Raw genomic sequence first — 20,318 nt, 5'->3', positions numbered from 1 at the left:
ATATAACTAAACAGGTGATACGATCTATGAAAGATTTGGAGACAATTATACTACCGGTTCTCGAGATGAGTTGTGCCGTATGTGCCAATAACGTAGAGAATACGGTGAAGGGACTTCCCGGCGTGGAGGAGGCATCGGTGAATTTCGCGGCGAATACGCTTTCCGTCAAATACCATCCATCCTTGATTACTCCTCAGAAAATGAGAGAGGCCGTGCAGGAGGCCGGATACGATTTGGTCGTGGAGGTAGAGGATCCGACGGCGGTACAGGAAGAGATGGCACGAGAGCATTACCGGAAGCTACGCCGGAATACGATCGGGGCGTGGGTACTTTCCATTCCGCTGGCCCTGCTGGGAATGGTGTTTATGCATACGCCCGGCGGTAACTGGATCATGATGGCGCTGGCCTTGGTGATTATGATCGTGTTCGGGCGGTCGTTCTACGTGAACGGCGTGCGCCATGCGTTGCACGGTAGCGCCAATATGGATACGTTGGTGGCGTTGAGTACCTCGATCGCTTTCCTGTTCAGTTTCTTCAATACCGTATATCCGCGGTTCTGGTATGAGAAAGGATTGGAGCCGCATGTTTATTATGAGGCATCCGGCGTGATCATAGCGTTCGTTCTGTTGGGTAAACTTCTGGAGGAGCGGGCGAAGAACAGCACTTCTTCCGCTATCAAGAGCTTGATGGGATTGCAGCCTAAAACCGCCCGTCGTGTGCGGGATGGACAGGAGGAAGAGGTCTCTATCTCGTTCTTGCGGGTGGGAGATCTTGTCAGTGTCCGTCCCGGTGAGAAGATCCCGGTGGACGGCACGGTGTCTCAAGGTTCCTCTTCCGTGGATGAGAGCATGTTGAGTGGCGAGCCGATCCCTGTCGTGAAATCACAAGGTGACCGGGTCTTGGCCGGGACGATCAACCAAAAGGGCGCTTTCTTGATGGAGGCGACCGGGGTGGGGAGCGCTACCGTATTATCGCAAATCGTACAGATGGTACAAGCCGCTCAAGGAAGTAAGGCACCCGTGCAGCGTATCGTTGATAAAATAAGTGGTATATTTGTACCGATCGTTGTCGGATTGGCGATACTCACTTTTATCGTCTGGCTGGTAGTAGGAGGAAGCGGGTACTTCTCGTACGCTCTCTTATCGGCGGTATCGGTATTGGTGATCGCTTGCCCTTGCGCGTTGGGACTTGCTACGCCAACTGCCTTGATGGTCGGGATGGGTAAAGGCGCCGAGCATCATATATTGATCAAAGACGCTTTTGCCTTGGAAAACCTTTGTAAGGTGGATACCGTCGTGCTGGATAAGACCGGGACCTTGACCGAGGGCGTGCCCGAGGTGACAGACTCTTTCTGGATATCGGAGGCGAGCCGGGATATGCTGGATATCCTTTATACCGCCGAGATGAAGTCTGAGCATCCTTTGGCGTCCGCTATCCTCTCATGGTTGAAAGGAACGGAGGCTGCGGAGATCGACGCTGATAGTTTCGAGAGCGTAACGGGGCGTGGTATCCAAATGCAGGTACATGGCGTGACGTATTGGGTAGGAAGCAAAGGCTTTTTGGAAACCTTCAAGGCGATGGTTCCGCCCGAGGCTGGGCGGGAAATCATCCGGTGGGAAGAGGATGGCAAGAGTATCGTTTATTACGGTTGGGAATCGGAATTGCTTGCGGTCATGGCTATTTCGGATCGGTTGAAACCTACGTCGGGAGAGGCGGTAGAGGCCTTGAAAGAAATGGGTATCGAGGTTCATTTATTGACCGGCGATGGGAAACGGACTGCCGAGACTGTTGCGGCCATGCTGGATATCCGTCATTATAAGGCGGATGTCTTGCCGAGCGATAAGGAGGAGTATATCCGTTCCTTGCAAGCCGCCGGAAGGAAAGTGGCTATGGTTGGGGATGGTATCAACGACTCGCAAGCTTTAGCCCGTGCGGATGTGAGCATTGCGATGGGTAAGGGAACGGATATCGCCATGGATGTGGCGATGGTCACGTTGATTACTTCGGATTTGATGTTATTGCCGGATGCGATCCGCTTGTCGAAACGTACGGTTCGCTCGATCCATCAGAATTTATTCTGGGCATTTATCTATAATTTGATCGGAATCCCATTGGCGGCGGGTGTCTTATTCCCGGTGAACGGACTGTTACTGAACCCGATGTTGGCTAGCGCCGCGATGGCTTTCAGTTCCGTGTCGGTGGTATTAAATAGCTTACGGTTGAAATGGAGTAAACTTTAAATAATAAATAGAGATATGGCAACATTAAAATTTAAGACAAACGCTAAATGTGGCGGATGCGTGGCGGCTATCGGTGCTAAGTTGAATAAATTAGTAAAAGAGGACGCATGGTCGATCGACTTGAAATCCCCGGATAAAACATTGACTATAACAACCGATCTTCCGGCGGAGACCATTCTTTCAGCCGTATCGGAGGCCGGTTTCAAGGCCAGCGCCTTGTAGTCGTAGCGATCGGATGGATGAGAAAACAAAGACAGACTCATGGTGAGGAAGTAGCGAATGTGCTTACGCATGGCGCGGGCATGTTGTTCGGCTTAACGGCGATTGTCGTCTTGATGATCGCCGGGATTCGTACAGGTGATCCGTGGGTGATCGGTAGTTTCGCCGTTTATGCGTTGTGCATGACTTCCTCGTATGTGACATCTACCTTTTACCACGCCGCTTCCGATCCCAAGCGAAAATGCCAGTTGCGCCGTTGGGATCATAGCGCTATTTATTTGCATATCGCGGGTACTTATACGCCATTTACCTTGGTGGCTCTCCGCGACGAGGGTTTCTGGGGCTGGGGATTATTTATTACGGTTTGGCTGGCCGCGGTTATCGGCGTATGGTTTAGTTTCCGTCGGATGAAGAAAAAGGATAATCTGAAAACGGTTTGTTATCTGCTGATGAGCTGGGTGGTGATTATCGCTTTCAAACCTTTGATCGATGTTTTCCAGCGTACGGATTCGATGTATGTCTTATATTGGTTGATCGGAGGAGGCTTGTTCTATTCCTTAGGAACGATTTTCTTCTTTCTGGATAAATATAAATATATGCATTCCGCATGGCATTTATTCGTTCTCGGGGGAACGGTTTGCCATTTTATAGCGATCTATAATTTGGTGTAAGGAAAAATAAAGAAGCCGGAACTGTGTTTAGCGGTTCCGGCTTCTTTTATTCTTGTTCTTCCGGATGTTGTTTCTTGTATTTATAATCCGCTAAAATCAACCCCATTGAAAAGCAAGGAAGGGATTCGCCAGCTGGAGGATAGGCGGGGGTCGTTTCCGACTTCCGCTAGGTTACTCCATAGGGAGAGCATATTACCCGTGGCGTTCATCTCGGAGATCGGTTGGGATAGCTTGCCTCTCTCGATCAAGAAACCTTCCACGCCATACGAGAAATCGCCGGTCGTGCTATTGCAGTTTCCACCGTTGAAGCCGGTCACCAATATACCTTTGTCGATAGAGGCGATCAATCCGTCCAGATCCTTATCACCATTCCGCATGGTAAGAATCGAGGGAGAGCCGATCGTTTGTTCCATGCCCATCTTGTTGGCGGAATACGTATCGATATAATACGTTTTCAATATACCCTGCTCGAATACCGGAAGACGTTTCGTGGCAACACCCTCGCTATCGAAATAACGTGCGCCGGAAGCCTTTACCAAATGAGGCTCATCTATCAAGGTCATCTTGTCGCTCGCTACCTTTTGGTCGATCTTATCCAACAAGAAAGAGTTCTTTTGCTGGATGGAGGAACCGTAAATGGCTCCGATTACTGGAGAAAGCAGACGACTGGAGTTCATGTTATCCACGATCATGGTATATTTACCGGACGCCACTTTCCGCTGTCCCAGTTTTCGAAGCACCCGTTCCAGCGCTTTCGTACCGATACCGGTCTTCACCAGCTCGTCATAATACAAGGAAGAGTCGTACCAATAAGACTCGGGACGGGCGTCACCCTCCCCACGGATGCTGACACTCCCCACCAAGCCATAAGAGGAACCAGAAGCCTCGCCTTCGAAACCGTTGCTGGCTACCATGTACTTAAAGTCCTTCTCGTCGCTGTAGGAAGCGTTGGCGGAGATGATCCGGTCGTCCTTGCCCATGATTTCCTCACAGACGCTCATGGCCAACGCTACCTTGTCGTCCGGTTGCACGGAGTCGAAATTCGGGTCGACCAATCGCAAGTCCGCCGCCCCACCTTTATAATACAAGGAAGCGTCCGGCAGCGTGCGAGCCTTGTCCTCGGCGAGGAAACGAGTGGCGGCGATACCATCCTTGATGAACTTCTCCAGCTCTTTCTTATCCAAGCGATTGGTAGAGTAGGAGCCGTAACGGCCGTCCACGAACAAATGAACCACCATGCTGTTCTCGGACGCCTGTTGCAGACGGTCTATTTTCATATCCCGTATCTCAAACGAACTGCTGGAACCATTGTAAAGCGTGACACGTGAAGATTGGCAACCATTCTTCAAGGCATATTCCATGGCCCATTGAGCCAATTTCTTATTTTCGTTTGTTATCATATTAGTTTTCTCCTCCTACTGTAAGTTTGCTGACTAAGGCCGACGGCATACCGCAGGTTACCGGGCAAGACTGTCCATCCTTACCGCAGGTCCATGTGCCGTTATCCATTTTGTAATTATTACCCACCATCGTGATATCCGCCAACGCTTTCGGGCCGTTACCGATGATATTGATATCCTTGATAGGTTGGGTAAGCTTGCCGTTCTCGATCAAGTAACCATCCTTCACGAAGAAGGTAAAATCGCCTGCGCCGATCTGTACCTGCCCGTTCGTGAAGTTGGCGGCATAGATACCTTTCTTTACGGTAGAGATGATCTCCTCTTCCGTCACGTTGCCCGCTTCCATATAAGTGGCACGCATACGGGGGATAGGCATCTGACGGAAAGACTCCCGGCGGCCATTGCCCGTAGAGGGGATGCCGTAATGTTTCGCGCTGATACGATCGTGCAGATAACTGGTCAAGACTCCCTCCCGTACGATATAGGTTTTTTGTCCGTCCACACCCTCGTCATCGATATTGACCGAGCCCCGGTTGAAAGGAATCGTGCCGTCGTCCACCACGTTGATATGCTCGTTGCAAACTTTCTTGTTCAGTTGATCAGAGAAAATAGAGGTGTTCTTACGGTTGAAATCCGCCTCGAAAGCATGGCCGATCGCCTCGTGCAATAAGATGCCAGAGCCACCGGCACCCATGACAACGGGCATTTCCCCGCCTTTTGGCTTGATCGCCTGAAATAAGATAGAGGTCTTATCCACCGCCTCTTGGGCAAGCTCGTCGATCAGGTCGTCCGTCAGGAATTCCGCTCCCATACGAAAAGCCCGTGCGGCGTACGAGTTCTCGATCTTCCCGTTATCCTCCATGATGCAGACGGCGCTCAAGGCGCTCATCGGGCGATAATCGTAATAAATCTGCCCTTCCGAGTTACAGAATAAGATATGAGAGGTCGTGTCTCCCAAAGAGGCCATCACCTTGGTGACCCGATTGTCCTTGGCGAATATCTGATCGTTCAGTTTCTGCAAGAAAGGCATCTTGTCATTAATGGCTATCTCGTCCCAAGGTGTTTGTACGCTATAGAAATTGTTCGTATGCTTTTCTTCCGTTAAGTTGATAGGAGCGGTATTCGCTGATCCGGTGGCGATACGCGCGGCCGTACGAGCCGCCTTTAGCATCTCGTCCAAGCTGACGTTCTCCACGTAGGCATATCCCGTTTGGTCGCCGGACAAAACACGTACGCCCATCCCAAAATCGATGTTAGATGAGGCACGGTTTACGGCACCATCCTGCAACCCTACGTTGTTCCTGTATGAATGCTCAAAAAACAAATCGGCATAATCCCCGCCTTTCTCCAAGGCTGCCGCCAATACTTTCCTCAAATCCCCCTCACTCACCTTGAAATAATTCATGGCGAATGAAATACCGGCTGCTTTATCACTCTCACTACCGGTGCAACTTCCTAGTAGGGAAGGAGCCGCTAATGTTCCAAGCATAACCATACTTCCTGTTTTAATGAAATCACGTCTGTTAATATTCATGTTGTTGTTGTTTAGCCCAATCCATCACGTTTGCGGGTGGACGTTGATTCAATAACTCTTTTTTCATAAAATCCATGTAAGGAGCTACGTGCTTGAAGAATTTCTTGTATCCCTTACATAGATAATTTAGTCCCGGCTCTCCATTCGGCGTATGGAGGAACCGGTTTTTCGGGCATTCCCCATGGCAAGCGAAAAGATATTCGCATTCCTTGCATTGCGTAGGGAGCTTATCTTCTTTATCCGTTCCAAACTTTTGTTGTACCGGACTGTACATCATCTCCGTTAATGTCTTTGTTTGGATATTCCCGAGTTTGTATTCCGGGAATACGAAATGGTCGCAAGCGTACACGTCGCCATTGAACTCCATTACCCCGGCGTGACCGCAATGGCGGGCCAAGGAGCAAACTCCGGGTTGCTCGCCTACCCAGTTCGCCAAGGTGGAATCGAATAATTGGATGTAGAACTTGCCGACATCCTCTTTCAGCCACTCGTCGAACAAGGCGCAAAGGAAATCCCCCCATTTCTCGCTATCTACCGAGAACGGAGCTAGCTCGATCGCTGCGTCTTGCTCCTCGGGAGAAGATAGCTTGGTACCTTCCTTGTGCCGGCCGATACGCTCCACGATCGGGGCGAATTGGATGAAACGGCAATCCAGTTCCTTGAAGAAATTATAGAATTCCAGCGGATAATCCACGTTATAATCATTCACGACGGCCATGGCGTTATATTCTACCCCATGTTTTTTCAGCAACTCGATTCCCTTCATCACTTTATAGAAAGAGGGGAGTCCCTGCCGGTTCCTACGGTATTCGTCGTGGAACTCTTGCGGGCCATCGATAGATACACCCACCAAGAAATTATTTTCCTTGAAAAATTGGCACCACTCATCATTCAATAGGGTACCATTGGTTTGGATACAGTTATCTATTTGCCGTCCTCCCGCATACTTACGCTGCAACTCCAAGGCTTTTTTATAGAAGCTGATCGGCCGCATCAGCGTCTCGCCTCCATGCCATGTAAACAAGACTTCTTGCATGGTTTGGCATTCCATGTATTCCTTGATGAACTTCTCGAGTATCTGATCCGTCATGATGTGATTCTTCACGTCCGGATAGAACTTACTTTTCTCAAGGTAATAACAATACTCGCATGCCAAATTACAAACAGAACCAACCGGTTTCAACATGATGTAGACCGGCTTGGCGAAAGGGGAAATATAGGAACTATTCATGGTATACTATTAGATATTACATTTCTATTTCAACTCGAACTCGCTAAGCACGATTTTTTGTTTTAGCTCGCTGAACGTTTGATCTGACTTAGTCAGTGTACGGAAGGTATATTTATCCCCGTATGTGGAAAGTACCTTTTCCATCTCATTTTCTCCGATCAGGAAATAACCTTTGGCGGGTGTTTCTTTATCGAAGTCATGGAAGATATTTCCCATATAGAAGTTTAACCCGTACAGATTCCGATAAATCCGAAGGTTATTTACGACATATACATTCTTTTTATTCAATGGATATTCTTTCAGGATACGTTCAGCGAAAACACGGCAAGAATCCCCTTCACGAATACCTCTCATAATGACACCATCAATTAATAAATTAACCGAGAATGTCAAGGCTATCGTAGCGTAGAGAATCTTGATATTTATTTTCTTGAACATCTGGTAATAGACCGTTCCTAATATCAATAGATTTATGAAGATAATACAGATCGTAAGCGTACTGGGGTGAACTAATACTTTTGATACCATTTGTACCATGTCCAAGGTCGATGCGTTTTGTGTATATTGACCGACGATACCAACAGGATCAATAATACTGAATACCGTAAGCAAGATCGCTATCATGACGACACTTACTACGGAAGCTAAAAAGGCAGCGAATACCCGAGTTACTTTCGTACGGTATTCTGTAATATATAAGGCATACTGAGCCAAGAACAAGGCAATGAACGGATAAGCCGGCATTAAATATACGCTTCGTTTACTGGAAGGGATCGAATAGAAGAAAAGGATGCCGACTAAAGCAACCAAACTAAATAAACGAACTTTTTCCATGGAGCGGATACGTTTCCACGTATTCTTTAAGATCTCTTTAATAGGTTGCTCAGGCTTACTAAGTTTCAGCCCGAATAAAGAGAAGAAAAAGAAAATAGTCCAAGGTATAAAGCCTGCCGCCAACGTCATGAAATTGTACCAAACACCATTCTCATGCCCCAGATCATAGGAAATTTCAGGAGTGTTTAGGTGTAAGAAACGAGCGAAATTCTCCGCTAATACGACATTAAGGAACTCATCTCCACCCTGCTTCCATGCAGCGGTATACCACAACATCGGTAGGAATAAAGAGGAAATTCCCGCATATAATAAAGTCTTGAATATGGTGAGATAACTGTATTGACCTAACATTAATAGATAAATGCCGAATACGAATAGGGGCAATACTACGCCTACCGGTCCTTTGGTCAGAACGGCGCATCCTAATAATAAAGGTATGAATATGGGAAGTCCTTTCAGCTCTAATTTATCTTCCCATCGATATAGCTGGAAAAGCCCTATGACGATGAAAGTAGTGAGCAACATATCCACCCGAGTCGTCATGGCCGCCCGATGTATCTCTACGCAGGTGACCAATAGGAGGGTCGCTATGAATGCCTCCTGAAACTTTACGATTCGTTTACCGAAAAAGACCAATACGAACCCGATCAAGGTAATAAAGGCTAAAGCCGATGGCAAGCGGGAGGTGAACTCGGAAACATATCCCTGTGGATAGGAGAAAGCAGCCATTAACCAATGCGCCATCGGTGGCTTAAAAGCGAACTCGTTCGCGTAAGATTGTGGCAAGACCCAATTACCTGTCTCGAGCATGGAGATCGCTACGGCCGCTTCCCGAGGTTCCCCTTTGGTGGAAAAGTCGCCGAGGCCAATCCAAGGTAACACAGATATAATACAGATTACTACCATCATGGTTACCGGCTTTTGCAAGTAAAGATATTGAAGTGTAGGTGTACGCATATGACAATTAATATATAGGGCTTTGGCCCATTAATGTTATAAAACAGTTTGCAAAAGAACAATTTTTTATGGACTTTCCCCGCATTTTTAGAAACTTTTTATGTGCCCAATGAATGTTTGATAGCCTTTCGTATCGCTTCCGCATCCTCCTTGTTTTCCTTTAATATGGAGAGAATCAGGTTTAAATAACTCTCTTTGTTACTGATACCGCAGATCGCGCATAGGCGGCTCTGTGGTAACATCCCTTTTTGATTATAAACACGGAGGATGCTTTTGTAGTTCTCCGTTTCTATATAAGACTCGAACTCTTCTTTTATGTTTTTGTATATTTCTTCCGCATGGATGTTCAGACGGATACTCTCTACATGTTCGGTTAATTGCTCCACCGTCGTTATCTTGCGATCAACGGTAGTCTCCAGTTTTTTACGGACTTGATGTTTGGCATGAAGGATTACTTGCGAATCCAGTTCTTTTTGGAAAAGACGTACTACGTTTTCTTTCACTTGCTTGAAAACATCGTCCGGATCTTTCATCAACCGTTTGGCGACCGTCTTGATCACATCCTCTATCATCAATAGGTTCTCCACTTCCGCTACGTCCGGTACATAAATATGTTGTTCCCGTAGATAGTTTATTTCTCCTTGCGTACGCCTATCACGATCTACGATACCTTTGCTATCTAATGTATGGAAGTCTTTCAGTTGGCCGAACGCTTTGGTTGTCTCGATTACTTTTTGGCAACCACCCATCGGTTTCACCAAATAATCGGGGAATATGAAGGGGTAAAGCTTGCTGTCGATACTGTTCGTGTCGGTCCCTTCGATAAACAAGATCGGTTTCCGGCTGCCAAGTATTTCCATATATACTTCTTCCGGGAAACTTTCATTACTCTCGATCAACTCGTAATCCCATACGGAATGATCCGCATCGTAAGAACGAATCCAGATCCGTTTGCTGTCGGAGCGGGAGGTGGCGAAATCAATGTCATGTGTGAGATAAACAAACGTACAGTCCGGACGTATCGCCTCAATCTCGTCCCAAAGCTGGTTCTTTATGGAGTTGTGGAGAAGGGTTTCCGGCTCTTCGATCACGAGCAAGGCGTTCGGGCATGCGCATAATGCGGCCCCAATCAAGTAGAACACCAGTTTCTCGCTATCGCTCATGCGTCCGGCGGTGTAGGAATTTGAATCACGCCCCGTGGATACAAGCTCGATAAATCCCGACTTTCGTATCAGACGATTATGCGGAAACATCTTTTCCCAGATCGCTTGTATAATATCTATCTTGGTGATCGGAGGATCTACTTCGTTATTAGTCTTGCAGGCTTCCTTGAAATTGACTGCCGCCTCGAACTCCTCGCTCTGGAGTTGCAAAATCAGTTTCTCGTATTCAGAAATACGTGGCATGAACAGTCGTTCTTTGATCATAGACTGTAAACGTGCGAATTCATTGGAGGCCGATAATTTAGATTCGTCATCGCTGATGAATAAGGCATGTATACCGGATATTCTTTTCGCTTGACCCGCATATCTCTCCAATAAATCTCTGCCAAAAGAGCTTTTTCCCGCACCGTTCGCTCCGATCACGACTAATATCTTCGTGTCTAGCATGATGGGATGTGTCACATTAACTTTCGTTGGGAGTGTTAGTTCCATACATGTTATTGATTAGGTTTTCAAAGATAAGCTTTTTCTTTGAAAGTTCGCACGAGACCTGAAAAATAAAGTGCCTTTCCCGAAACATCCTTAAAGACGGGAAAGGCGCTTTTATTAAAACCTTAGCAGAGTTTTTTCTTATTTGCTCTTCTCCAAGATAACGCGAGCGAGGCGAGCTTGTATTTGCATTAATGTATTAACATCCTCGTTCTCGAAATTGATGTCAGCTACTTTTAAACTTCTTTTGGAGACTACCGGAGCCGATTTAGCAGCCATTAATTCTTGTACTAATTCATCTACTTGCTCTTTGATTTTCTCTGCCTTTTTTGAATAATCTACTGTACGTGCCATAGTTCTTTTGATATTTTATTTTATGAATACTATCGCAAAGATAATTACATTTTTATAATACACATAATAAAACGTAAATATTCTGTGCTATTTTTACGAAAAAGTCCGAGCTGCAATATTTTCGCAGCCCGGACTAGGTAATTATCGAGATGAATGTGTGTTATGCTTTTGTCGTATTCGTCTCGGATACGTCATTTTTTACTTCCCAATGGAACGGTTCGAATTCAGTGTTCGGATCTACCCAAGATGCTTTCTTAGACGCATAGATAATAAACGGTGCCGCAACGACAACAATTACACCGATGAAGAGAACGGCGAACCAAACCGTATTATTTCCTGTAGAAATCTGGCTAGGAGGAATGAAACTTAATACGAACGCTAATAAGGAACCACAGAATCCTAAACCTCCGATCAACCACATCAAGCCATTGCCACCTTTTCCGATACGGAAAGGACGACCTGCCTTTTTCATCTTATAACGTAATGCGATCGCTCCGGAGAACATCAACATATACATTATTAAATATAAGATCACCGTAAGCTGTGATAAGATCTGATAAAAGCTTTGTACGGATGGCATTACCACGAATAATAAGCTAAGAAGTGTAACAGCCGCTCCTTGGATATAAAGGATGTTTTTCTGTACGCCGATCTTATTGGTCTTCTGGAAGAACGGGGGCAGATAACCTGCTTTACCAACTGCGAATATACCTTTGGAAGGACCAGCGACCCATGTCAATACTCCTGCTAATACGCCAAATGCCAAAGCGATAGCGATAATTGGGGATAACCATGAGGCATGAATGTACTTGAAGTAATTGTCGAATCCCACTAATAAACTTTGCGTAAGATTGATGTCTTTCTCTGGGATAATAATACCCAACGCAAAAGTTCCTAGTACGAAGATTACAACGGTGATCAAGGCACCGATAAATACAGCTTTCGGATAGTTTTTAGAAGGATTGTCAACGTCTTTCACGTGAATACCGCCCATTTCCATACCTGCGTAAAAAAGGAAGATACTTGCGGCTAAGACTAAGTTGTCGAATTTACTGAAGTCGGGGAAGAAGTTACTGTGGAAATCCATATTGGAATGCCCGCCAGTCGCTAGATATACGATACCTAAAATGATGAGTAACGCCGCCGGGATGATAGTACCTACCATACCTCCAATTTTCGCTACTTTTCCAACCCAACTCAATCCCTTTAGTGAGATAAATGTAGCCAGCCAATAAATAATTAACACGATCGCTAACGTGTAGTATTTGTTATTCGCCAGCAGCATATCTTCGGGATGATCCATACCGATGAAGGCGATGGATACGGCTCCAAAAGTTAATACTGTCGGATACCAGATCGTACTTTCAATCCATTGAACCCAGATAGCCAGAAAGCCTAGACGTTTTCCATAGGCCTCACCTACCCAACGGAATACACCACCTTGTTTGTCTTGGAACATTGCCGCTAATTCCGCTGCCACCAAAGAGGTCGGGATTAAGAATACGATTGCCGCGAATAAGTAATAGAAAGCCGAACTTAGTCCGTATACGGCTTCTGCTGGCAGTCCGCGTAAAGATACTACTGCCGTCACGTTCATGATTGCTAGGGTAAACACACCTAGCTTTACTGTCTTGTTGATATTTGCCATAGATTTATGTTTTAAAAATGAGAATTACTTCTCTCGTTTAAGTCTGAGTTTATAACAGCGAATCAAAGAAGATGTTTTGTTTTTGCTACGTAAAACTTGGTTAATTAACACATTTCGCTGTTTAAACAAATGGTATATGAGGTTTGTTGTCATAAACCAAAATGAAAAGGATTATAATTAAATAAATAGTAACGCTTATGAAAATGGCCGTATTTGATTTCGCATTGAGAAAGAAGGGGGTATATGGTGTGTTACATATCATTATACTATTGTTGTCGCTGTTCTTGGTTATCAGTATCTCCATCGATACATTTAAGAATATTCCCTTTTACACGCAAACTTCTTATAAGAAGATTCAATTATGGATCTGTTTGTTTTTTCTTTTCGATTTTGTTTTGGAACTTTTCCTATCGAAAGATAAATTACGTTATTTGCGAACGCACTTTATTTTCTTGCTCGTAGCGATCCCTTACCAAAATATAATAGAATATTATCATATTATCACCTCACCCGAGCTTAGTTATTTCTTACGTTTCGTTCCTTTGGTACGGGGCGGGTATGCGTTGGCGATCGTGGTGGGATGGTTATCGTATAATAAGGCATCCGGCTTGTTTGTTTCTTACTTGACGATGTTGTTGGCCACGGTTTATTTCTCAAGTCTTATATTTTTTGTCTTGGAGCATAAGGTGAACCCGTTGGTGGCTAATTATGGGGACGCTCTATGGTGGGCGTTTATGGATGTGACGACGGTTGGCTCTAACATATCCGCTATTACGGTTACGGGACGAGTCCTCTCAGTCGTATTGGCTGCTTTGGGCATGATGATGTTTCCAATATTTACGGTATATGTGACAAGCCTTGTCCAAAAAAGTAACGAGGAGAAAAAGAGGTTTTATGAGAACATACAGGCTCCTTCTCCCCAGCCAGAGGTGAAGGACAAAGGGAGTAAATAGGCGGAAGGAAGTGGCTGAGATTACACTATGATTTGCTGGAAAGTTTGATTGGCTTCTGTTTTTTTCGTATCTTTACGGCCCCTAAAACCAGATAGGTAAAAGATGATAAAAGATAAGCAGGCATTGGAAGGCGGGCGCATATCCATACTTGGCGCACGTGTTCATAATCTGAAGAATATAGATGTAGAGATTCCGAGGAATAAGTTGACGGTGATTACCGGCATGAGTGGTAGCGGCAAGTCATCATTGGCGTTCGATACGATTTTCGCTGAGGGACAAAGGCGGTATGTGGAGACATTCTCGGCTTACGCCCGGAATTTCTTAGGGAATATGGAGAGACCCGATGTGGATAAGATAACGGGTCTGAGTCCGGTTATCTCCATTGAGCAAAAGACAACCAATAAGAATCCTCGTTCCACCGTCGGTACGACTACCGAGATCTATGACTTTTTCCGTTTGCTTTACGCTAGGGCGGGAGAGGCCTATTCCTATTTGAGCGGGGAGAAGATGGTGAAATATACCGAGGATCAAGTCTTACGGCTGATCTTGGATGAGTACAACGGGAAAAAAACGTATCTCTTGGCTCCGTTGGTCCGTAATCGTAAGGGGCACTATAAGGAACTTTTCGAGCAGATACGTAAAAAAGGATATCTGAACGTCCGTGTCGATGGCGAGTTGAAAGAGATCTTCCATGGGATGAAGCTGGATCGTTATAAGATGCACAGCATCGAGGTGGTGATCGATAAGATGATTGTCTCCAAGGCAGACGAGCGTCGTTTGAAAGAGAGCTTGAAGATCGCCATGAAGCAAGGCGATGGCCTTGTGCTGATACTGGATGCCGAGACTAACGAGGTTCGCCATTATAGTCGTCGCTTGATGGACCCGGTGACTGGATTGTCTTACAGTGAGCCGGCTCCGCATAATTTCTCGTTCAACTCCCCTCAAGGAGCGTGTCCGAAATGTAAAGGCTTAGGACAGGTCAATTTGTTGGATATGGACAAGATCGTTCCCGATCCATCCTTAAGTATATATAGCGGTGGCATCGTCGCTTTGGGTAAATATAAGAATTCGTTGATATTCTGGCAGATCGAGGCGCTTTGCCAAAAGCATGGCGTGACGATCAAGACGCCTATACGGGATATTCCCGAGGAGGCGATGGACGAGATCATGAACGGTACGGACGAGCGGTTGCAGATCAAGAATGACTCGTTAGGATCGTCTAACTATTTCTTGTCGTATGAGGGAGTCGCCAAGTATATCTTGATGCAACAGGAGAGCGAGGCATCCGCCTCGGCGCAGAAATGGGCGGGACAATTCATCAAGATGGCCACTTGTCCGGAATGTAACGGCTGGCGGTTGAATAAGGAGGCGTTGAGCTACCGGATAGCGGGAAAGAATATCGCCGAGTTGTCGGCCATGGATATCTCGGAATTATACGAGTGGCTGGAGGGTATCGAGGAGAAGCTGGACCCGAAACAGCTTCGGATCGCTACGGAGATATTGAAGGAGATACGCTCCCGCCTGCGCTTCTTGCTGGATGTGGGATTGGATTATCTTTCCATGAACCGGGGTTCCGCTACCTTGTCCGGTGGCGAGAGCCAGCGTATCCGTTTGGCTACCCAGATCGGAAGCCAATTGGTGAACGTACTTTATATATTGGATGAGCCGAGTATCGGTTTGCACCAGCGGGACAACGTCCGTCTGATTAACTCCTTGAAGCAATTGCGTGATACGGGAAACTCCGTGATCGTCGTGGAGCATGATAAGGATATGATGCTGAGTGCCGATTACGTGGTGGATATGGGGCCTAAAGCGGGTCGTCTGGGGGGTGAGGTCGTCTTTGAGGGAACGCCCAAGGAGATGCTGCGTGTAGATACCTTGACCTCTTCCTATCTGAATGGAAACACGGAGATAGCCGTTCCTGCCGAGCGTCGGAAAGGCAACGGGCAGTTTATTACGATCAAGGGAGCCAGCGGCAATAACCTGAAGCATGTGGACGTGTCTTTCCCCTTGGGTACTCTTATTTGCGTCACGGGTGTGTCGGGTAGCGGAAAGTCTACCTTGATAAACCGCACGCTGCAACCGATCTTGAGCCAGCATTTCTATCGCTCGCTGGAAGACCCCTTGGCATACGACGCCATCGAGGGAATCGAGCATGTCGATAAGATCGTGAATGTGGATCAATCTCCGATCGGTCGTTCCCCCCGGAGCAACCCGGCTACCTATACGGGGGTATTCTCGGATATCCGGAATCTGTTCGTGGAACTTCCGGAATCGAAGGTGAGAGGGTATAAACCGGGACGTTTCTCTTTTAACGTATCGGGCGGACGGTGCGAGACCTGTAAGGGAAATGGCTATAAGACGATCGAGATGAATTTCCTTCCGGACGTGCTGGTGCCTTGCGAGGATTGTCACGGCAAGCGATATAACCGGGAAACCCTAGAGGTTCGTTTTCGTGGGAAATCAATTGCGGATATCTTGGATATGACGATTAATATGGCAGTGGAGTTCTTCGAGAATATCCCGACTATCTTATCCAAGATCAAGGTCCTGCAGGATGTAGGTCTGGGATATATCAAGTTGGGGCAACCCTCTACTACCTTATCCGGTGGCGAGAGCCAACGTGTCAAGCTGGCTACCGAGCTGGCGAAGCGGGATACGGGAAAGACGCTTTATGTATTGGATGAACCTACCACCGGTCTGCACTTCGAGGATATCCGGGTCTTGCTGGGGGTATTGAACAAGTTGGTGGATAAAGGCAACACGATCATCGTTATCGAACATAACCTCGATGTTATCAAAAGCGCCGATTACTTGATCGATATGGGCCCCGAGGGCGGTCGCCGTGGAGGTAACGTCCTTTTCACCGGGACTCCGGAGGCTTTAGCGAAGAGTGGCGTCGGGTTTACGGCTCCGTTCTTGAAAGAAGAGTTAGATATAGCAAATAAGAAAAAATGAAGAATCCTATACAAATGATCAAGCAGTGCGTGGAGAAGGAGGAACCTTACTTCGTGCTGAGAGGGCAGGACGTATGTGCGTTGGCTGCCATAGAGACCTATTATGAGGAGGTGAGGAATAAGGTGAAAGATCCTTATTTCATCGAGGAGATCGAAGAGATCATGAAAGATTTCCGGGCGTACCGGGAGGAAGTGTCTAACACTAAAATACCGGATTGATTTATGGCAGACGACAGTTACAAGACCATCAAGCAAGTAGCCGAGGGATATTATACCGAGAAGCGCAGCCGCTTTATCTCGTATGCTATCCCCGTGCGTACGGTGGAAGAGGTGAAGGAGCAACTGGAGAAATACCGTAAACAATATTATGATGCCCGCCATGTATGCTGGGCGTATATGTTAGGTCCAGAGCGGCAGACGTTCCGGGCCAACGATGACGGGGAGCCTTCTTCCACGGCCGGGAAACCGATCCTCGGACAGATCAACTCGAATGAGCTGACCGATTTATTGATTGTCGTAGTACGTTACTTTGGTGGAATCGAGTTAGGAACCAGTGGGCTGATCGTCGCTTATCGCACGGCCGCCGCCGAGGCTATCTCCGCCGCAGAGATCGAGGAACGTACGGTAGACGAGGACATCACGGTCGTTTTCGAATACCCATACCTGAACGGGATCATGCGTATCGTAAAAGAGGATAACCCCGCTATCATCTCACAGAAGTTCGAGATGGATTGCGAGATGACGCTTCGTATCCGTAAAGGAGAGGCTGAACGCCTCAAAAATCGTTTGTTAAAGGTTGAGACCGCTTATCTAAAAGAGTAGCAAGCGATCAACTAATTCAATTTTCAATTGTTTTTTGTAGAGACAAGGCTCATGAGGAACCCTGCCCCTGCATTTTATTGTGTAAATATTAATATAGTTTTATCTGAATGAAAAAAGTTCTTTTATTCTCTCTTTTTCTAGTGTTGGGTTTGGTCGTGTCGCAAATGCTTCCCGCTATGGTGGGGGAACAGTATTCGCTGGTAAAGACGATCTCTAATACATTTTTGTTTATTTGCCTTGCGTTTATCATGATTAATGTGGGGCGTGAGTTCGAGATTGATAAGACCCGGTGGAAGTCTTATACCGAAGATTATTTCATAGCGATGGCTACGGCTGCGTTTCCGTGGATATTCGTGGCTTTATATTATATGTTTGTCTTGCTTCCGGGCGATTTATGGGGAAGTTGGGACGCTTGGAAGGAGAACCTGTTGCTAAGCCGGTTCGCCGCGCCTACCTCGGCGGGTATCTTGTTTACGATGTTGGCCGCCGCCGGGCTAAAAGCCTCTTGGGTATATAAGAAAGTACAGGTATTGGCGATCTTCGACGACTTGGATACGATCCTGTTGATGATCCCGTTGCAAATCATGATGATCGGCTTGCGCTGGCAATTGGGGGTCATTATTCTGGTTGTGGTATTGCTCTTGATCCTGGGCTGGAAGAAAATGGGATATTATAATGTACGTCAAGACTGGAAAGCCATCTTGTTCTATGCCGTCGTGACGTTTGGTATCACGCAAGTGATTTATCTGGTATCGAAACATATGTACGGGGAGGAGGCTAGCATCCATATCGAGGTACTTTTACCTGCGTTTGTCGTAGGTATGATCATGCGGCATAAGCATATCGATACCAAGATCGAGCACCAAGTGTCCGATTTTATCTCTTATCTCTTTATGTTCCTTGTCGGAGTGAGCATGCCGGTGTTTATGGGCGTGGATTTCGCTCAGCAAGCGGCGGAAGTAACTACGGTGACAGGTTCCCAGCCGATGATGTCATGGTCGATGATCGCTTTACACGTCGTAATCGTCTCATTCTTATCCAATATCGGTAAACTATTTCCTTTGTTTTTCTACCGTGACCGGATGAAACGGGAGCGTTTGGCGCTGTCTATCGGTATGTTTACCCGTGGAGAGGTAGGAGCCGGCGTTATTTTCATAGCCTTGGGATATGGATTAGGTGGCCCTATGTTGATAATTTCTGTGTTAACTATTGTGTTTAATTTAATTTTAACTGGTATCTTTGTCATCTGGGTAGAGAAACTCACACGCAGCGCTTATAACCTGGAGCAAGCAGGAAAAGCCAAAGCAGTCAATTAATAGAAAAAACACTTGAAGGTATTTCAAGATGATATCCCGTTTCCCTCTTGGGAGGGAACGGGAATAGTCATAGTACGATCAATTGTTGAAGACCTTCATCTAACTTATTATTTATGGACCGTACGATTAATGTTATCCTTAAACCGTTGCGTCGCTTCGCTATACAGAAGCCGAACGCCAGTCTTTTACTATTCGCCGCCACCATCATCGCTATGGTCTTGGCCAATTCGCCTTGGGCACATAAGTATCATTTATTATTAGCTTTTCCAATCGATCTGCAAGCCGGGCAGTTTAACTTCTTCGCGCATCATGGCGAGACCATGTCTATGCTGGCTTTCGTGAACGACGCCCTTATGGCGGTTTTCTTTTTCGTGATCGGTCTGGAGATCAAGCAAGAGGTTTTGATCGGTGAGTTGAGTTCCGTGCGGAAGGCGCTATTGCCTATTATCGCCGCCTGTGGTGGAATGATCGTGCCGGTCTTATTTTATATGTTAGTATGTAATACGCCTCCCGAGGTAAACGGGGCGGCTATTCCGATGGCTACGGATATCGCTTTCGCCTTGGCCGTATTGGGCTTGTTGGGGAAGCGGGTGCCGTTGAGCATGCGTATTTTCTTGACCGCCTTGGCTGTGGTGGATGATATTGGAGGTATCATAATTATCGCCCTGTTTTATAGCGGGCATATCGCTTTCGAGCCTTTGTTGATATCCCTGATAGTCCTCGCTTTGTTGTATGTGGGAGGAAAGTTCCGGGTACATAACCGATTGTTTTTCTATATCGGTGGCTTTATCGTTTGGCTGCTATTTCTGGAGTCAGGAATCCATCCGACAATCGCCGGCGTGTTGATCGCCTTTACGGTTCCAGCCCGTCCGGTTGTTAAGCTAGATGATTTCACGTGTGATATGACCGGGTATTTGAATATGCTGGACTATACCGAGGTTCGTCAGTCCCGTAAAGCGGAAGTACTTACACCTACACAAATTCAGGTATTGAATAACATCCATACGTTGGCGGATAAAACGATCAGTCCGTTGCAGACCATCGCTGATAAGTTGCATCCTTTGGTAAACTATGTGATACTTCCTTTATTCGCTTTCGTGAATGCCGGTGTGACATTCGGGGATATCCAACCCCAGACATTAGTTAATGTACCGTTGGCGGTGTTCGTGGGCCTATTTGTAGGAAAGACATTAGGTATATTCTCTTTCTCTTACTTGTTCGCGTGTACGCCATTTGCCTCCATGCCTACAGGGATGAGCAAGCGTAATTTATTTGGAGTATCCATGTTGGGAGGAATCGGTTTCACGGTAGCCTTGTTCATAGCGAATCTTTCCTTTGACGGCAGTACGGCGGCGGGTGCCGATCTCTTGAATCAGGCGAAGCTGGGTGTATTCACGGGATCGTTTATATCCGGTCTTTGCGGTTATCTGGTATTGAAATGGGTTTTACCTAAAGAAAAAGTGGAAACGATCTAAATAAAAGAAGGTGTCTGAAAAGGATACCTTCTTTTTTGTTATGCTGCCCGTTCAT

General features: G+C 46.5%; 16 protein-coding genes. 9 read left to right on the top strand and 7 right to left on the bottom strand.

What is annotated here, in order from left to right; all coding sequences use genetic code 11:
• Positions 1-26: 26 nt before the first annotated feature.
• Genes DWY79_RS17955 through DWY79_RS17945 form a run of 3 tightly spaced genes read left to right on the top strand, consistent with a single transcriptional unit; the run spans position 27 to position 3,130 of the window.
• Positions 27-2,240, top strand: a complete 2,214-nt coding sequence (locus DWY79_RS17955; RefSeq protein ID WP_005857312.1) for a cation-translocating P-type ATPase — start codon at positions 27-29, stop codon at positions 2,238-2,240.
• Positions 2,241-2,255: 15 nt separating this feature from the next.
• The gene (locus DWY79_RS17950; RefSeq protein WP_005857310.1) at positions 2,256-2,462 is read left to right on the top strand and encodes a heavy-metal-associated domain-containing protein; all 207 of its coding nucleotides are present in this window, start codon (positions 2,256-2,258) and stop codon (positions 2,460-2,462) included.
• Positions 2,463-2,479: 17 nt separating this feature from the next.
• On the top strand, positions 2,480-3,130 hold the full coding sequence (locus DWY79_RS17945; RefSeq protein ID WP_005857308.1) for a hemolysin III family protein: 651 nt from the start codon (positions 2,480-2,482) through the stop codon (positions 3,128-3,130).
• Between the two features lie 80 nt (positions 3,131-3,210).
• On the opposite strand, the gene DWY79_RS17940 is transcribed toward DWY79_RS17945, so the two are convergent.
• The 7 genes from DWY79_RS17940 to gadC form a co-directional block, all read right to left on the bottom strand.
• Positions 3,211-4,530 carry a TldD/PmbA family protein gene (locus DWY79_RS17940; RefSeq protein WP_005862700.1) on the bottom strand — a complete coding sequence of 440 codons (1,320 nt, stop codon included), beginning with the start codon at positions 4,528-4,530 and terminating at the stop codon, positions 3,211-3,213.
• A gap of 1 nt (position 4,531) precedes the next feature.
• Positions 4,532-6,064: a TldD/PmbA family protein gene (locus DWY79_RS17935; RefSeq protein ID WP_048928449.1), complete on the bottom strand. Its 1,533-nt coding sequence runs from the start codon at positions 6,062-6,064 to the stop codon at positions 4,532-4,534.
• Complete coding sequence (locus DWY79_RS17930; protein WP_005862697.1) at positions 6,054-7,295, bottom strand: anaerobic sulfatase-maturation protein; 1,242 nt, start codon at positions 7,293-7,295, stop codon at positions 6,054-6,056. The genes DWY79_RS17935 and DWY79_RS17930 overlap by 11 nt, the downstream gene beginning before the upstream one ends.
• Positions 7,296-7,319: 24 nt before the next feature.
• On the bottom strand, positions 7,320-9,086 hold the full coding sequence (locus DWY79_RS17925; protein WP_005862695.1) for a glycosyltransferase family 39 protein: 1,767 nt from the start codon (positions 9,084-9,086) through the stop codon (positions 7,320-7,322).
• Positions 9,087-9,184: 98 nt separating this feature from the next.
• The gene (locus tag DWY79_RS17920; RefSeq protein WP_005862693.1) at positions 9,185-10,741 is read right to left on the bottom strand and encodes a DUF4435 domain-containing protein; all 1,557 of its coding nucleotides are present in this window, start codon (positions 10,739-10,741) and stop codon (positions 9,185-9,187) included.
• A 138-nt stretch (positions 10,742-10,879) separates the two neighbouring features.
• On the bottom strand, positions 10,880-11,092 hold the full coding sequence (locus DWY79_RS17915) for a hypothetical protein (protein ID WP_005857296.1): 213 nt from the start codon (positions 11,090-11,092) through the stop codon (positions 10,880-10,882).
• A gap of 160 nt (positions 11,093-11,252) precedes the next feature.
• The gene (gene gadC, locus DWY79_RS17910) at positions 11,253-12,740 is read right to left on the bottom strand and encodes a putative glutamine/gamma-aminobutyrate antiporter GadC (RefSeq protein WP_005857294.1); all 1,488 of its coding nucleotides are present in this window, start codon (positions 12,738-12,740) and stop codon (positions 11,253-11,255) included.
• 197 nt (positions 12,741-12,937) lie between these two features.
• On the opposite strand from gadC, the gene DWY79_RS17905 reads away from it, so the two are divergent.
• The 6 genes from DWY79_RS17905 (at position 12,938) to nhaA (ending at position 20,263) form a co-directional block, all read left to right on the top strand.
• Positions 12,938-13,693, top strand: coding sequence for a potassium channel family protein (locus tag DWY79_RS17905; RefSeq protein ID WP_048928450.1), 756 nt, complete (start codon positions 12,938-12,940; stop codon positions 13,691-13,693).
• Positions 13,694-13,795: 102 nt separating this feature from the next.
• The gene (uvrA, locus tag DWY79_RS17900; RefSeq protein ID WP_121961031.1) at positions 13,796-16,651 is read left to right on the top strand and encodes an excinuclease ABC subunit UvrA; all 2,856 of its coding nucleotides are present in this window, start codon (positions 13,796-13,798) and stop codon (positions 16,649-16,651) included.
• Positions 16,648-16,869 carry a hypothetical protein gene (locus DWY79_RS17895; protein WP_005857287.1) on the top strand — a complete coding sequence of 74 codons (222 nt, stop codon included), beginning with the start codon at positions 16,648-16,650 and terminating at the stop codon, positions 16,867-16,869. The genes uvrA and DWY79_RS17895 overlap by 4 nt, the downstream gene beginning before the upstream one ends.
• Positions 16,870-16,872: 3 nt before the next feature.
• Complete coding sequence (locus DWY79_RS17890) at positions 16,873-17,472, top strand: YigZ family protein (protein ID WP_005862686.1); 600 nt, start codon at positions 16,873-16,875, stop codon at positions 17,470-17,472.
• A gap of 107 nt (positions 17,473-17,579) precedes the next feature.
• Positions 17,580-18,788: a cation:proton antiporter gene (locus DWY79_RS17885; RefSeq protein WP_036611485.1), complete on the top strand. Its 1,209-nt coding sequence runs from the start codon at positions 17,580-17,582 to the stop codon at positions 18,786-18,788.
• 113 nt (positions 18,789-18,901) lie between these two features.
• Positions 18,902-20,263: a Na+/H+ antiporter NhaA gene (nhaA, locus tag DWY79_RS17880; protein WP_005862682.1), complete on the top strand. Its 1,362-nt coding sequence runs from the start codon at positions 18,902-18,904 to the stop codon at positions 20,261-20,263.
• Positions 20,264-20,318: the final 55 nt, after the last annotated feature.

The organism is Parabacteroides sp. AF27-14 (genome assembly GCF_003635425.1).
In the GTDB taxonomy this organism is placed as follows: Bacteria; Bacteroidota; Bacteroidia; order Bacteroidales; family Tannerellaceae; genus Parabacteroides; species Parabacteroides distasonis.
The sequence above is the reverse complement of the archived record's forward strand: the minus strand, read 5'-3'. Positions and strand labels throughout refer to the sequence as shown.

What these genes read in the sequence shown, in the direction of transcription:
- DWY79_RS17915 (WP_005857296.1), bottom strand. Translation starts at nt 11,092, where the DNA reads ATGGCACGTACAGTAGATTATTCAAAAAAGGCAGAGAAAATCAAAGAG.
- DWY79_RS17920 (WP_005862693.1), bottom strand. Translation starts at nt 10,741, where the DNA reads ATGGAACTAACACTCCCAACGAAAGTTAATGTGACACATCCCATCATG.
- DWY79_RS17930 (WP_005862697.1), bottom strand. Translation starts at nt 7,295, where the DNA reads ATGAATAGTTCCTATATTTCCCCTTTCGCCAAGCCGGTCTACATCATG.
- DWY79_RS17895 (WP_005857287.1), top strand. Translation starts at nt 16,648, where the DNA reads ATGAAGAATCCTATACAAATGATCAAGCAGTGCGTGGAGAAGGAGGAA.
- DWY79_RS17945 (WP_005857308.1), top strand. Translation starts at nt 2,480, where the DNA reads ATGAGAAAACAAAGACAGACTCATGGTGAGGAAGTAGCGAATGTGCTT.
- DWY79_RS17955 (WP_005857312.1), top strand. Translation starts at nt 27, where the DNA reads ATGAAAGATTTGGAGACAATTATACTACCGGTTCTCGAGATGAGTTGT.
- nhaA (WP_005862682.1), top strand. Translation starts at nt 18,902, where the DNA reads ATGGACCGTACGATTAATGTTATCCTTAAACCGTTGCGTCGCTTCGCT.
- DWY79_RS17905 (WP_048928450.1), top strand. Translation starts at nt 12,938, where the DNA reads ATGAAAATGGCCGTATTTGATTTCGCATTGAGAAAGAAGGGGGTATAT.
- uvrA (WP_121961031.1), top strand. Translation starts at nt 13,796, where the DNA reads ATGATAAAAGATAAGCAGGCATTGGAAGGCGGGCGCATATCCATACTT.
- DWY79_RS17935 (WP_048928449.1), bottom strand. Translation starts at nt 6,064, where the DNA reads ATGAATATTAACAGACGTGATTTCATTAAAACAGGAAGTATGGTTATG.
- DWY79_RS17890 (WP_005862686.1), top strand. Translation starts at nt 16,873, where the DNA reads ATGGCAGACGACAGTTACAAGACCATCAAGCAAGTAGCCGAGGGATAT.
- DWY79_RS17950 (WP_005857310.1), top strand. Translation starts at nt 2,256, where the DNA reads ATGGCAACATTAAAATTTAAGACAAACGCTAAATGTGGCGGATGCGTG.
- DWY79_RS17940 (WP_005862700.1), bottom strand. Translation starts at nt 4,530, where the DNA reads ATGATAACAAACGAAAATAAGAAATTGGCTCAATGGGCCATGGAATAT.
- gadC (WP_005857294.1), bottom strand. Translation starts at nt 12,740, where the DNA reads ATGGCAAATATCAACAAGACAGTAAAGCTAGGTGTGTTTACCCTAGCA.
- DWY79_RS17885 (WP_036611485.1), top strand. Translation starts at nt 17,580, where the DNA reads ATGAAAAAAGTTCTTTTATTCTCTCTTTTTCTAGTGTTGGGTTTGGTC.
- DWY79_RS17925 (WP_005862695.1), bottom strand. Translation starts at nt 9,086, where the DNA reads ATGCGTACACCTACACTTCAATATCTTTACTTGCAAAAGCCGGTAACC.